The sequence below is a fragment of the Candidatus Accumulibacter contiguus genome (assembly GCF_012940005.1).
Lineage (GTDB): Bacteria > Pseudomonadota > Gammaproteobacteria > Burkholderiales > Rhodocyclaceae > Accumulibacter > Accumulibacter contiguus.
In genome coordinates this window covers 1-12,836 of sequence record NZ_SPMX01000094.1, presented here as the reverse complement: position 1 = coordinate 12,836, position 12,836 = coordinate 1, and the positions used below count along the sequence as shown (strand labels likewise).

14 protein-coding genes and 1 pseudogene are annotated in these 12,836 nt (G+C 62.3%); all 15 read left to right on the top strand.

Features of this window, described 5'->3' with window-relative positions; genetic code table 11:
* The coding region (locus E4Q08_RS22460; RefSeq protein ID WP_211203538.1) for a flagellar hook-length control protein FliK at positions 1 to 578 on the top strand (578 nt) is incomplete at its 5' end.
* Positions 579 to 656: 78 nt separating this feature from the next.
* Complete coding sequence (locus E4Q08_RS22455) at positions 657 to 1,208, top strand: flagellar basal body-associated FliL family protein (RefSeq protein ID WP_169072031.1); 552 nt, start codon at positions 657 to 659, stop codon at positions 1,206 to 1,208.
* Positions 1,209 to 1,214: 6 nt separating this feature from the next.
* On the top strand, positions 1,215 to 2,219 hold the full coding sequence (fliM, locus tag E4Q08_RS22450; RefSeq protein ID WP_034919146.1) for a flagellar motor switch protein FliM: 1,005 nt from the start codon (positions 1,215 to 1,217) through the stop codon (positions 2,217 to 2,219).
* Positions 2,212 to 2,643 carry a flagellar motor switch protein FliN gene (gene fliN / locus E4Q08_RS22445; RefSeq protein ID WP_034919144.1) on the top strand — a complete coding sequence of 144 codons (432 nt, stop codon included), beginning with the start codon at positions 2,212 to 2,214 and terminating at the stop codon, positions 2,641 to 2,643. The genes fliM and fliN overlap by 8 nt, the downstream gene beginning before the upstream one ends.
* A gap of 142 nt (positions 2,644 to 2,785) precedes the next feature.
* A complete protein-coding gene (gene fliO, locus E4Q08_RS22440) occupies positions 2,786 to 3,184 on the top strand; it encodes a flagellar biosynthetic protein FliO (RefSeq protein WP_288131208.1) in 399 nt (132 codons plus the stop codon).
* Positions 3,171 to 3,923 carry a flagellar type III secretion system pore protein FliP gene (fliP, locus tag E4Q08_RS22435; protein WP_169072029.1) on the top strand — a complete coding sequence of 251 codons (753 nt, stop codon included), beginning with the start codon at positions 3,171 to 3,173 and terminating at the stop codon, positions 3,921 to 3,923. Before fliO ends, fliP begins: the two co-directional genes overlap by 14 nt.
* Positions 3,920 to 4,189, top strand: coding sequence for a flagellar biosynthesis protein FliQ (gene fliQ, locus E4Q08_RS22430; protein ID WP_169072028.1), 270 nt, complete (start codon positions 3,920 to 3,922; stop codon positions 4,187 to 4,189). The genes fliP and fliQ overlap by 4 nt, the downstream gene beginning before the upstream one ends.
* 7 nt (positions 4,190 to 4,196) lie before the next feature.
* Positions 4,197 to 4,979, top strand: coding sequence for a flagellar biosynthetic protein FliR (gene fliR, locus E4Q08_RS22425; RefSeq protein ID WP_169072027.1), 783 nt, complete (start codon positions 4,197 to 4,199; stop codon positions 4,977 to 4,979).
* Between the two features lie 130 nt (positions 4,980 to 5,109).
* Positions 5,110 to 6,927 carry a flagellin N-terminal helical domain-containing protein gene (locus tag E4Q08_RS22420; RefSeq protein WP_169072026.1) on the top strand — a complete coding sequence of 606 codons (1,818 nt, stop codon included), beginning with the start codon at positions 5,110 to 5,112 and terminating at the stop codon, positions 6,925 to 6,927.
* A gap of 87 nt (positions 6,928 to 7,014) precedes the next feature.
* Complete coding sequence (locus E4Q08_RS22415) at positions 7,015 to 7,380, top strand: flagellar protein FlaG (protein WP_169072025.1); 366 nt, start codon at positions 7,015 to 7,017, stop codon at positions 7,378 to 7,380.
* Positions 7,381 to 7,427: 47 nt separating this feature from the next.
* A complete protein-coding gene (fliD, locus tag E4Q08_RS22410; RefSeq protein ID WP_169072024.1) occupies positions 7,428 to 9,167 on the top strand; it encodes a flagellar filament capping protein FliD in 1,740 nt (579 codons plus the stop codon).
* Between the two features lie 22 nt (positions 9,168 to 9,189).
* On the top strand, positions 9,190 to 9,603 hold the full coding sequence (fliS, locus tag E4Q08_RS22405) for a flagellar export chaperone FliS (RefSeq protein WP_169072023.1): 414 nt from the start codon (positions 9,190 to 9,192) through the stop codon (positions 9,601 to 9,603).
* Positions 9,600 to 9,878: a flagellar protein FliT gene (locus tag E4Q08_RS22400; RefSeq protein WP_034908662.1), complete on the top strand. Its 279-nt coding sequence runs from the start codon at positions 9,600 to 9,602 to the stop codon at positions 9,876 to 9,878. Before fliS ends, E4Q08_RS22400 begins: the two co-directional genes overlap by 4 nt.
* Positions 9,879 to 10,022: 144 nt before the next feature.
* Positions 10,023 to 11,621, top strand: coding sequence for a flagellar hook-length control protein FliK (gene fliK / locus E4Q08_RS22395; RefSeq protein WP_169072022.1), 1,599 nt, complete (start codon positions 10,023 to 10,025; stop codon positions 11,619 to 11,621).
* A 306-nt stretch (positions 11,622 to 11,927) separates the two neighbouring features.
* Positions 11,928 to 12,836 (top strand): annotated as a pseudogene (locus E4Q08_RS22390) (heme utilization protein); the annotation flags it as partial.

Genomic DNA, 12,836 nt, shown 5'->3' with positions numbered 1-12,836 from the left:
CGCAACCTGGCCCTCCCCCGAACGATCCGGGTCGAACCCGCCCGAGCCGCCGTTCCGCTCCGGCCAGCAGCCCGAGCACACTCGCAAGTTTGCCCGGCAACTTCGTGAGTGGTGCAGCACTCACCCACGACATCCCTCATCATCTTCAGACACCACTTCATGATCCGTCCTGGGCCAGCGATCTGGGTCAGAAGCTGTTGTGGTTTGCGAGCAACGAAAAGCAGCTCGCCCAACTGACCCTCCATCCACCACAGCTCGGGTCGATAGAGATCACCCTGAACCTGGACAAGGACGGCGCCAGCGCTCACTTTGTCTCGCTCAATGCCGATGTTCGTGGCGCCATCGAAACGGCAGTGCCGCGCCTGCGCGAGATGTTCGCCGGAACGGGAATTGCCCTCGGACAAGTCAGTGTCGGCAGCGAGTCGTTCCGTCAGCAGTCAGACGGGCAACCAGAGCCGCAGCACCGGCCCCGCCCGCTGGCCGATAACGCTATACTTGGCAGCGATTCGGTCAACGTCCTGTCGGGCAAGACCTTCGTCACGCAGCGTGGCCGCGGACTGATCGACATTTTTGCATAGCAACAGTCGTCCAGCCGGGCCGCAGCCAGCGTGTATCGGAATGGACCAGGCTGCAAAACCCAGGGAGAGAACTGCTGAATGGCCAAGGATGCAAAGCCCGCAAGCGAGGGCGTGGACGCCCCGCCAGCGAAGAACAGCAAGAAACTGTTGATCATCATCGTGGTCCTGGTGCTGGTACTCGGCATCGGCGGGGTAAGCGCCTTCCTCCTGTTGAGGCATTCCCCCGAGCAGGTCGACGATGACGGCGAAGTCGCCGTGGAAAAAGTCAAGCCGGTCAAGAAGAAGAAAGTCGACCGGAATGCAGCGCCAGTGTATATCGCACTCGATGCCTTTACCGTCAATCTCGTCCCGGAACGTGGTGACCAGTTCCTGCAACTGGTTCTGTCGGTCGAAGTCGACGATCCGCAGACAGGTGACCAGCTCAAAGCCTACATGCCGAAGCTGCGCAACGACCTGACCTTGCTGCTGTCGAGCAAGAAGGCCTCGGATTTGATCAGTACCGAAGGCAAGGAGAAGCTCGCGCGGGAGATCATGGAGAAAATGAACGGCGTTCTCGACCCTGCCGGCAAAGGGAAGAACCGTGAGGGGCCAATCAGGGAAGTGCTATTCACCTCGTTCATCATTCAATAAGCCGCAATGAGCGCCGATTTCCTCTCCCAGGATGAAGTCGACGCCCTGCTCAAGGGCGTCAGCGGCGAAGCCGACGAACCCGAGGCGGTTGATGAGGCTGGCGAGGGTCCCCGTCCCTACAATCTCGGGACGCAAGAGCGAATCGTCCGGGGGCGCATGCCGACGCTCGAACTGGTCAATGAGCGTTTTGCCCGTTACCTTCGCATCGGTCTTTTCAACTACATGCATCGCAGCGCCGAGATCTCGGTCGGCTCGATACGTGTACAAAAATACAGTGAATTCACCCGCAACCTGGTGGTACCGACCAACCTGAACCTGGTCGCCGCCAAGCCGCTGCGGGGTACGGCCTTGTTTGTCTTCGACCCCAGCCTGGTCTTTCTGGTGGTCGACAACATGTTCGGCGGCGATGGCCGCTTTCACACGCGCGTCGAAGGCCGGGATTTCACCGCGACCGAACAACGCATCATTCAGGGACTGCTGGGGGTCGTATTCAGCGAGTACACCCGCTCCTGGAAGCCGGTCTACCATCTCACCTTCGAGTACATCCGCTCCGAAATGAACTCGCAGTTCGCAAACATCGCCACACCGTCCGAGATCGTCATCGCAACGACCTTCTCGCTGGAATTCGGCGGCTCGAACGCGGACATGCACATCTGTTTCCCGTATTCGATGATCGAACCGATTCGCGACCTGCTGTACAGCGCCATGCAGAGCGATCAGCTATCCACCGACCGGCGCTGGATCATCATGTTGCGCAAGCAGTTGATCAATGCCGAAGTCGAAATTACGGCGCGACTGGCAACGCAAACGGTGAGCCTACGCGAGATTCTCACGATGAAAGTCGGCGATGTCATCCCTCTCGAAGTCCCCGATAAAATCGTCGCACTGGTCGACGACGTGCCCCTGATGGAATGCCGCTACGGTCAGCAGAGGGGGCAATACGCGCTCAAGATCGACCGCTTCATGGCTTCCGAGAACGCGGAGGCCCCTCTGGGAGAAAGCAATGGCTAAGGAAACAGACGATTTCGCGACTTCGGCAACCGACGACGCGGAAGATGACTGGGCGGCGGCGATGGCTGAGCAGGCCATGGCTGAAGCGGCACCAGCCGCCAGGGCGCAGCCCGCGAACATCTTCCCGAGTTTCGATGATTCGGACCACAAGACCTCGATGATGAACGAACTCGACATGATCCTGGACATTCCCGTCCAGATCGCTGTCGAACTCGGGCGCACCAAGATTACCATCAAGAACCTTCTGCAACTCGCACACGGTTCGGTCGTCGAACTGGATGCCATGGCAGGCGAACCGCTGAATGTCTTCGTCAATGGCACGCTGATTGCACAGGGCGAGGTGGTGGTGGTCAACGACAAGTTCGGCATTCGCCTGACCGATATCGTGACGCCCTCCGAACGGGCTCGCAAGATCGGACATTGAGCGTCTCTGCCGAGCAATTGCTGTCCGATCACGATGTTTTGACCTTCTCCCCACTTGCTTTAAGATAGTGAGCAGCACCACAGTCTGGCCGACCCACTTGATTCGACACTGCCAACCCATCTGTCTCGACGGCACCCACAGGGTGGGCCGTTTGCTGCTCGCACTGTTTTCGAGCAATGCCTGCGCGCAGGCTGCCGAGCCAGGCGTTTCAACAGGCATGCTGCTGCAGACCATTCTGGCTCTGGTCCTGGTCATCGGCGTTCTGTTTCTTGCTGCGTACTTGCTGCGCAAGCTCAATGGGGGTCGCGGATTCGGCAGCAGCGGTCCCCTGCGCGTCGTTGGCGGTCTGATGATTGGCACCCGCGAGCGTATCGTGCTCGTCGAGATCGGCGACACCTGGATCGTCGTCGGCCTCGTGCCAGGCCAGATCCGGACCCTGCACACGCTGCCGAAAGGCGACCTCAAACCTGCCGGCGATGGCGAGCGGCATTTTGCGCAGTGGCTGAAACAGATCACCGAGCGCAAGAATGAAGGCGGTTAAGCACCTCCCCTGGGTGCTTCTGCTCGCAATCGTCGCGCCAGGGGCTGCCTGGGCACAGGCCGGCGGGCTGCCGATGCTGACCAGCACGCCGGGTAGCGGTGGCAGCCAGACCTACACCTTGTCGATCCAGACCCTGCTGATGCTGACGGCACTCACTTTCCTGCCGGCTGCGCTGCTGATGATGACCAGCTTCACACGCATCATCATCGTCCTCTCGCTGCTACGGCAAGCACTCGGTACCCAGAACTCGCCGCCCAATCAGGTGCTGATCGGTCTCTCGCTGTTCCTCACCTTTTTCATCATGTCCCCGGTACTCGACACCGTCTACAGCGATGCCTATCTCCCATTGTCGGAGAACCGGATCAGCTACCTCGAAGCCATTGAGCGCGGGGCGGTGCCATTGCGCAAGTTCATGCTCAAACAGACCCGTGAGGCCGACATCGCCCTTTTCGCGCGCATGACCAAGACCGCGAACTTTGCGTCGGCCGACGACATTCCGATGCGCCTGCTGATCCCGGCTTTCATCACCAGCGAGCTGAAGACGGCCTTCCAGATCGGCTTCATCATCTTCATCCCGTTCCTGGTCGTCGACATGGTGGTTGCCAGCGTGCTCATGTCGATGGGCATGATGATGATGTCGCCGGTGCTGGTAGCGCTGCCCTTGAAGCTGATGCTGTTCGTTCTCGTCGATGGCTGGCATCTGCTGCTCGGCTCGCTGGTCGCGAGCTTTGCCACGTGACGCCCGAACTGGTCATGGATATCGGGCGCCAGGCGGTCGAGATGACCTTGCTGATGTCCGCGCCGCTGCTGCTGGCCGCGCTGGTGATCGGCCTGATCATCAGCATCTTTCAGGCGGCGACCCAGATCAACGAGCAGACCCTCTCCTTCATTCCCAAGCTGGTGGGCATGTTCCTGATCCTTCTGCTGGCCGGCCCGTGGATGCTGGAGATCATGGTCGATTATGTGCGGCGGCTGTTCGAGAGCATCCCGCTCCTGATCGGCTGAACGCCGCATGATCAGCCTGAGCGCTGCCGAGATCAACGCCTGGGTGGTGGCCTTCTTCTTCCCGCTGGCGCGCATCCTGGCCGTCTTCGCCGCGGCTCCGCCATTCGACCATCCTGCCCTGAGCACGCGGGTCCGACTGCTGCTCGGCCTGGCGATCAGCATCGCCATCGTTCCCGTACTGCCCGGCATGCCGCCGCTGGATCCGGCGTCGGGAAGCGGCCTGCTGATCCTGGCACAACAACTGCTCGTCGGATTTGCCATGGGTTTTGCCATCCGCCTCGTCTTCTCCGCGGTGGACATGGCGGGCAACCTGATCAGCCTGCAGATGGGTCTCGGCTTTGCCACCTTTTATAACCCGCAGACCGCCGGCCAGACCGCGGTCATTTCGGAATTCATGGGACTGCTGGCCTTGCTGGTGTTCCTGGCCATCAACGGCCACCTGATGCTGATTGCCACCCTGGCGCACAGCTTCACGGTGCTCCCCGTCAGCACCCAGGGGCTTGCAGCGGACTCCTGGGGGAGACTGGCGAATGCAGGCGCGATCATTTTTTCCTCGGGGCTGCTCCTGGCGCTGCCCATCGTCGTCGCCTTGATGATCAGCAACCTCGCCCTGACGATTCTGAGCCGCGCCGCGCCGCAACTCAACCTGATGGCCATCGGCTTTCCGCTGACCATCGCACTCGGATTCGCCGCCCTGGTGGTCGGCCTGTCGTATCTGGGCGCACCTCTGCAACAGTTGTTCGAAGACGGTCTGGAGTCGATGCTCGGAAATTTGCATTCCGCCCGCTAAAGTTTTCCAGCAATGGGTCGTAAGAAAAATTGTCAGCGAAACAATCGCCACACAGGACGGGCCGGCAGACACCTCAAGAGGCAGATCACCGACAACCCGAATTCAATTCGACTCAGTCAGGAGAAGGAAAATGCCCCAACTCATCAACACCAACGTCGCGTCGTTGAACTCGCAACGCAGCCTCAACATGTCTCAAGCCTCGCTCTCCACCTCGCTGCAGCGCTTGTCCTCGGGACTGCGCATCAACAGCGCCAAGGACGACGCCGCCGGCCTCGCCATCTCGACGCGCATGAGTTCACAGATCACCGGCCTCAACCAGGCTTCGCGCAACGCCAACGACGGCATTTCGCTGGCGCAGACCGCTGAAGGCGGCCTGCAGAGCATCACCGACTCGCTACAGCGGATGCGCGAACTGTCGGTACAGGCCTCCAACGCCACCAATACCGCCACCGACCGCGCCGCCTTGCAACAGGAAGTCGACACGCTGGTGCAGCAGATCAATACCGTCGCTGGTCAGACCGCATTCAACGGCGTCAAGCTGCTCGACGGCACCTTCAACGCGCAGTCCTTCCAGGTCGGGGCGAACAGCGGCGAAGCACTGACGATCAGTTCGCTCGCCAGCGCCAAAGCCGATGCGCTGGGCGTCGGCACCACCTCCTCGTACAATGCAACCACCGCTGGCGCCACCAAAACGGGCTCCATCGCCAGTGGCGGCATTACCGTCAATGGTTATGGCATCGGACCAAGTGTGCGGGACGGTCTTTCCGCTGCGGGAAGCAACGATAGCGCCATCTCCAAAGCGGCAGCCTTCAACGCCGTGTCGGGCCAGACCGGAGTCACGGCCAAAGCGAGCGCCACCACGCTGACCGGCGCCGCGGACCCGGCACAGGTTGCCATTGCTGGCGATGGCACCGACTTCATTTACGTCAATAATGTCAAACTGGGGGCCATCGCAGCAGGATCAGACACCATCACCCAGGGCGCCAACATCGCTGCCGCATTCAATGCCGTTGCCAACCAGAGCGGCGTCACCGCCACTTTCAGCACCTCGACGGGCGCGGTCTCGCTGACCGCTGCCGATGGCCGCAACATCAGCCTGATCGGCCGTGGTACAGGTGCTGATGTCACGAACACCGGTTTGACCATCGGCGACGATGGCGGCACTAACAGCCACATCGCCGCCGCCGGCGCCGCCGCCGTGGGTACCCTGGCTGCCGGAGATCTGACGATCAATGGCTACGATATTGGCGCAGTTGCCGCCGGAATCGACGCCACAACTCAAGGGGACAACGTCGCCGCCGCGATCAATGCACTGACCAGCAAGACCGGCGTGACGGCAACCACTGATGGCGCTGGCACCCTGACCTTGTCGGCCGGCGAGGGACAAGCCATCAGCATCAGTGGCAACTTTGCGCACGCAACCGCTACGGCAACCACCACCGGCTTCAGCGCAGATCAACTCGGCGCAGGCGCCGACGAAGCCGCCAATGCCGCATCTTCCAATGCCGTCATTACGCGAGGCAACATCACGCTAAGCTCGACGGCGAGTGCCGGCATCACCCTGAGTGGTTCCGACATCGCACGCTCCGGACTGAGTTCATCCTATACGGCTGCCACGGCCACATTTGGCGCCGGCATCGCCAGCGTTGATCTGAGCACCGCCACCGGCGCGCAGAACGCCATTGCGACGATCGACTCGGCGCTGGCCAACATCAACTCGAGTCGAGCCAACCTCGGTGCGCTGCAGAACCGCTTCGCCAGCGTCGTCAGCAATCTGGCGACCACCTCGGAAAACCTGACGGCCTCACGCAGCCGCATTCTCGACGCCGACTTTGCTGCCGAGACCGCCAACCTGAGCCGTGGGCAGATCATGCAGCAGGCCGGTACGGCGATGCTGGCGCAGGCCAACTCGCTGCCGCAGGGTGTGCTCTCGCTGCTGCGCGGCTAAGCAAACGCCGTCAAATAGCGCTAAGATCAGGGGCGCGGTCGTGATCCGGCGGTCGCGCCCTGGCGTCTGTTCCCTAAGGAGTCCGAGATGAACATCCAATCCACTGCCGCTTCACTACCCCCCCAGGCCAATCTGGTCGTCGTCAGCCCTGCGGCACGCGACGTCAAGACAGCGGGCGAAACCAGAACCACCGACCCCACACTGACCCTGCTGCCAGTGCAGCCCCCCGACCGGACGCAGCTTGAAGCGGCCACCCAGAGCGTTCGCGATTTTGTCAAGCCGATCAATGACAATCTGGAATTCAGCGTGGACGGAGATTCCGGGCAACTGGTGGTCAAAATCATCGACAGCGCCACCAAGGAAGTGATCCGCCAGGTGCCTTCGCAGGAGATGCTGGCCATTGCCAAGGCTCTCGACAGCATCAAGGGTTTGTTTGTCAAACAGTCGGCCTGACCGCTTCCTCGCTCGCAGTTCGCAGCGCACGGCTGCAGGAGAATACCATGGCGGTTTCGTCACCGGGCCTTGGCTCGAACCTCGATGTAAACAGCATCGTCAGCCAGTTGATGGCGGTGGAAAAACGACCGCTGACCGTTCTGGCACAGAAGCAGGCCGGCTTTCAGGCCAAGATCTCGGCGCTCGGATCGCTGCAGGGAACGATTTCGGCGATGCAAACGGCGGCAGGGAATCTGGTACCCGTCAGTGGCACGACGGCGGCGCAGAAATTCACGGTTTTGAGAACGTCTGTGGCCGACACGACGATCGCTTCGGCCACCACGACATCGAGCGCGGTAGCCGGCACCTACAGCCTGGCAGTGACCCAACTTGCCACGCAGCACAGCATCGCTACTCCCGGCGGAGCCAGTTCGCCATTTTCAGGGACCAACGGAACCCTCTCGGACGGCGGTACGCTAACCCTTGCGCTCGGCACAGCGGACGGCGTCACCGTGAGCAAGACGACCGACATCACCATCGCGGATGACGCCACGCCGGAGGCCATCCGCGACGCGATCAACGCCGCCAACGCCGGTGTTGCGGCGCTGGTGATCAACGGTACCGATGGCAAGCAACTGCTGTTGACCAGCGACACCGCCGGCAGCAACCAGGTCATCCAGATTTCTGGAAGTACGGGCTTGTCCTACGTAGCTCCAGAGGCCAGACACCACAGCGTCAGCACGGACAGCGGCGTATTTTCCGGGGTCGGTGGCACCCTGCCGGTCAGCGGCACGCTGACCATCAATCTCGGCGACAGCGACGGTTCCAATACCAACAAGACCACGGATGTCCCCATCGCCGCCGACTCCACCCCGGAAATGATGCGCGACGCAATCAACAGCGCCAGCACAGGCGTGACGGCGAAGGTCATCGACGGCACCTCCGGTAAGCAGCTCGTGTTGACCAGTAACACCGGCGGCAGCAACCAGTTCATCGAATTGTCGGGGAGCGCCGCCCCTGCCAACACCCGCTCGGATCCGGTCGAGCCGGTGGATACCTTTACCCAGACGCACGCCGCGCTCGGCGCCACCTTCACACTGAATGGCGTTGCGGTGTCGTCCGCCACCAACACCGTGACGACGGCGATCGACGGCATCACCCTGAATCTGCTGAAAGGCCCGGAAGCGCCCGCGACCTCGCTCAGCACCACGCTGACGATCAGCAAGGACAATACCAGCCTGACCACCGGCGTCAACGCGCTGGTCAAGGCGATCAACGATTTCCAGAACACCGCCAGGAATCTCGGCAGTTACGATGCAGCCAGCAAGAAAGCTGGTACGCTCAACGGCGACAGCACGCTGCGGACGGTACAGAATTCCTTCCGCAGCGCACTTGGCGAGGTCCCCTCCGCACTCGCCGGCGCCAGCCTGCAACGTCTGTCGGACATCGGTGTCAGCCTGCAGAAGGACGGCACGCTGACCGTCGATGCCGCCAAACTGAGCACGGCAATCGGCAAGGATCTCAACGGCGTCGCCAACCTGGTCGCCGCCTACGGCAGCGCGGTCAAGAGCGTTGCCGACGGACTGGTCGGTAGCGGTGGCCTGATTGCCGCCCGCAGCGACGGACTCAATTCGTCGATCAGCAACCTCGGCAAGCAATCGACGGTGATATCGGATCGGCTGGTCCAGATCGAAGCGCGCTATCGCAAGCAATTCACCTCACTCGACACGCTCATCGCAGGAATGACCACGACCAGCAATTTCCTGACGCAACAACTCGCCAACCTGCCCAAGTACAGTAGTAGTTAGTTCCATCCACCAGGAGTCCGCAATGTTCGGCAATGCACGCAACGCGATTTCAGCCTATCAGAAGGTAGGTATCGATGCAGCCATCGAAGTGGCCGACCCGTACCGGCTGATTCTGCTGCTCTTCGCCGGCGCCCAGGCCGCCATCGGCAAGGCCCGCGCCGCCATGCAGCAACAACAGATCGCCGCCAAGGGGGAAGCCATTTCCAAAGCCATCGACATCATCGGCAACGGCCTCAAGGTCAGCCTCGACCTGGAACAGGGCGGCGAACTCGCCGAGCGCCTCCATGCCCTTTACGACTACATGGTGCTGCGCCTGCTGCGCGCCAACCTCGACAACGATCTGCGCGCGCTCGAGGAAGTCGCTGCCCTGCTCGAAGAGATTCATGGTGCCTGGCGAGAAATTTCACCCCAGGCGCAGCAAAGAGCCGTCGCATGAGTTCTTCGCTGAGCGCACTCGAGCACCTGCTGGCGCTTGCCGAGGCGATGCTCAGCGCTGCCGAAGACGGTGACTGGGAATTGCTGGCCAGGCACGAGGCCGCACGCCGGGCCCTGACCGACAGCCTGCCAAGCAACTTGACAAGCCAGCTCGCACCCGCGGAGGCCGTGCGCGCGCGCACGCTGATCGGGAATTGCCAGCGCTGCGATGCGCGCATCCGCCCGCTGGTCGAGGCCCGCTTGAACGAACTGCGCGTCGTCCTGCGAGAAGTTTGAGCGACTTTCACATTAACGGCCATGACTTTTCGAGATACATCCGATCAAGAAAGTCATGACCGTTTCCCTCTCCCCCCAGCCCCTCCCCCGCGAGGGGGAAGGGGAGATTCGTGAGTCGCTGACGCGACTTTCATATTAACGGCCATGATCCGCCCCGACGTCGCCAACCGCCTGCAGCCGACTGCCGATCTCGCCCTGCGGCCGACGCCGCCGGGACAGGAGATTACCGACAAACTTTCCGGCCTCGTCGTCGGACAGCGCTTGTTGGCTGAAATCCAGTCGCTGCTGCCCAACGGCTCCTACCGCGCGCTGATCAACCAGCGCAGCGTCACCCTCGCCCTGCCCTTTGCCGCCAGGAGCGGTGACGCGATCGAGCTGGAGGTCGCCGAGAGCAACGGCAAGCTGACTCTGGCGGTGCTGGCAAAAACGGTATCCGACAGCGGCCAGCGGGGCGTCGAAGCGGCCGCCACCAGTCTGAGCCGCACCGGGCAACTGATCAGCGATCTGCTTGGCGGCGCTCGCAACGCCGGCCCCGTGGCGCTGCCGCTCAACGGCAATCAGCCGATCGCCGCCCGCCCACCGGCCAACGCCCAGGAGCTGCTGCCGCTGCTCAAGCAGGCGATCAGCGAGAGCGGCATGTTTTACGAATCGCATCAGGCGGAATGGGTCGAGGGCCGCTACAGCAAGGCGCAATTGCTGCAGGAGCCACAGGGCAAGCTGCTTCCCCTGGTGGCAATGCAGCAAGCAGCCGTTCCCCGGCTGGCGGCCACCCTGATCGCGACCGCGCAGGAATCGTCCCCGGCCAGCGAAGCTCGCGGCATCACAGGCGCCGCCGGAGAGGCCACGCAGGCCAGGCCGGCAGACCCGAACGTCGCCATCAGCCAGTCAACGCCCCTGCTGCAGGAAGCGCAGGGGAAACTGGCTCCCCTGGTGGCCGCACCACCAGATACGGCTCCCCAGGTCACGGCTGCACAGGAATCGTCCCTGGCAGAAGAATCCCGTGGCATGACAGACACCGTCGCCGAGGCGACGCAAGCGCAGACCAGACCGGTAGCCCCGAACCTCGCCACCAGCCAGTCGGCGACTCTGCTGCAGGAACCAAAGGGAATACCGGCTCCCGGGCTGGCCGAGCAGCAAGTAACGGCGCCCCGGCTTGCGACCACCCCGATCGTGAACGTGCAGGAATCACCCCAGGCTGCCGAGCCACTCGCCGTGTCAGACACCGCCGTGGAGGCCACCCAGGCCAAGCCGGCAGATTTGAACCCTGCTACCAGACAGTCGGCCCAGTCTTCCCAAACTCCCCAGCCCCCTCCATCCGCACCGCCTTCCCAGCCCGTCGCCCCGCAGGCACAGACAATCGTCCAGCAGCAACTCGAAGCCTTCGCCACCCAGAATTTTTCATGGCAGGGACAAGTCTGGCCCGGTCAGCAAATTCAGTGGGAGATCGCCAACGAGATCGGTCGCCGTGAAAACAGGGGCGGCGGCGGCGCTGACTCCGGCGACAGCGCCGAACAGTGGCAGACACGGCTGCGTCTGACGCTTCCCCAACTCGGCGAGGTCGATGCCCGACTGCACATCCAGGGTAAGCAGATCACGCTGGCCGTGATCGCCCCCGACGCCGAGACCCGCGCACGCTTGCGCAGCGACGCCGCCACCCTGCGCAGCCAGTTCGAGCAGGCCGGCCTGGACCTCGCGTCACTGGGAATCACCGCGCCACCAGCGAATATCCAGCCCGGTCCATGAGCAGCGGCAAACGCCGTCGCAGCACACGATGCGAAGCCGGAAGCAGGCCAATCATGACCAGACAGGCTCGGCCTCCTGCTTCTGGCCGGCGTGGGAAACCCTGCGCGGCCAATGTTCGGGCGCGGGCAAAAAAAGACTGAATCCGTGAAATAGTTGGCTAAAGTTTTCCTGACGCAAGCCGATGATGTAATCGTCTGACGCGTTTCGATGTGCTCGACCGGCATCCGAAAAAAACGCCCTTGCGCATTAATTTAATTTACTTTCGAGGCTTTTTTCAGGGCAAGAAAAGTCTCCGAGGAAGAATAGATGTCAATCATTTCGTCCCTTACGACCACGCAGATCAGTACTCTGGATGCCGGGCAAATCGCCGCACTCACGACCAGCGAAATTCGGGAGCTCTCCACCAGCCAGATCGCCGCCGGCCTCAGCACTGCCCAGATCGTGGCGATGACCACCGCGCAAGTCGCTGCACTCACCACCGATCAGCTGGTCAATGGCCTCACCACCGCCCAACTGGCGGCGATGGAAACCGCCGATGTCGCGGCACTCAAGAGCAGCCAGGTCGCCGCCCTCACCACCACTCAGATCGCCAACCTCGGCACCAGCCAGATCGTCGCGCTGACCTCGTCGCAGGTCGCCGCGCTCACCACCAATCAGCTCATCAACGGCCTCACCACCAACCAGCTGACGGTCCTGGAAACCCGTGATGTGGCAGCACTCAAGACTGTCCAGGTGGCCGCGCTCACCAGCAGCCAGATCGCCATCGTCTTTGGCAGCAGCCAGATCGCTGCGATCAGAACGGCCCAGGTCGCCGCCCTCACCACCGCCCAGATCGCCGGTCTCGGCACCGCCCAGATCGCCGCGCTGACCTCGGCGCAGATCCCCGCATTCACCACCAATCAGCTGGTCAATGGCCTCACCACCGCCCAACTGGCGGCGATGGAAACCGCCGATGTCGCGGCACTCAAGAGCAGCCAGGTCGCCGCCCTCACCACCACTCAGATCGCCAACCTCGGCACCAGCCAGATCGTCGCGCTGACCTCGTCGCAGGTCGCCGCCCTCACCACCAATCAGCTCATCAACGGCCTCACCACCAACCAGCTGACGGTCCTGGAAACCCGTGATGTGGCAGCACTCAAGACTGTCCAGGTGGCCGCGCTCAGCAGCAGCCAGATCGCCATCGTCTTTGGCAGCAGCCAGATCGCTGGCGATCAG

Bases quoted from the DNA above. Each gene is read 5' to 3' on its own strand.
- E4Q08_RS22455 (WP_169072031.1), top strand. From the start codon at position 657: ATGGCCAAGGATGCAAAGCCCGCAAGCGAGGGCGTGGACGCCCCGCCA.
- fliM (WP_034919146.1), top strand. From the start codon at position 1,215: ATGAGCGCCGATTTCCTCTCCCAGGATGAAGTCGACGCCCTGCTCAAG.
- fliN (WP_034919144.1), top strand. From the start codon at position 2,212: ATGGCTAAGGAAACAGACGATTTCGCGACTTCGGCAACCGACGACGCG.
- fliP (WP_169072029.1), top strand. From the start codon at position 3,171: ATGAAGGCGGTTAAGCACCTCCCCTGGGTGCTTCTGCTCGCAATCGTC.
- fliR (WP_169072027.1), top strand. From the start codon at position 4,197: ATGATCAGCCTGAGCGCTGCCGAGATCAACGCCTGGGTGGTGGCCTTC.
- E4Q08_RS22420 (WP_169072026.1), top strand. From the start codon at position 5,110: ATGCCCCAACTCATCAACACCAACGTCGCGTCGTTGAACTCGCAACGC.
- E4Q08_RS22415 (WP_169072025.1), top strand. From the start codon at position 7,015: ATGAACATCCAATCCACTGCCGCTTCACTACCCCCCCAGGCCAATCTG.
- fliD (WP_169072024.1), top strand. From the start codon at position 7,428: ATGGCGGTTTCGTCACCGGGCCTTGGCTCGAACCTCGATGTAAACAGC.
- fliS (WP_169072023.1), top strand. From the start codon at position 9,190: ATGTTCGGCAATGCACGCAACGCGATTTCAGCCTATCAGAAGGTAGGT.
- E4Q08_RS22400 (WP_034908662.1), top strand. From the start codon at position 9,600: ATGAGTTCTTCGCTGAGCGCACTCGAGCACCTGCTGGCGCTTGCCGAG.
- fliK (WP_169072022.1), top strand. From the start codon at position 10,023: ATGATCCGCCCCGACGTCGCCAACCGCCTGCAGCCGACTGCCGATCTC.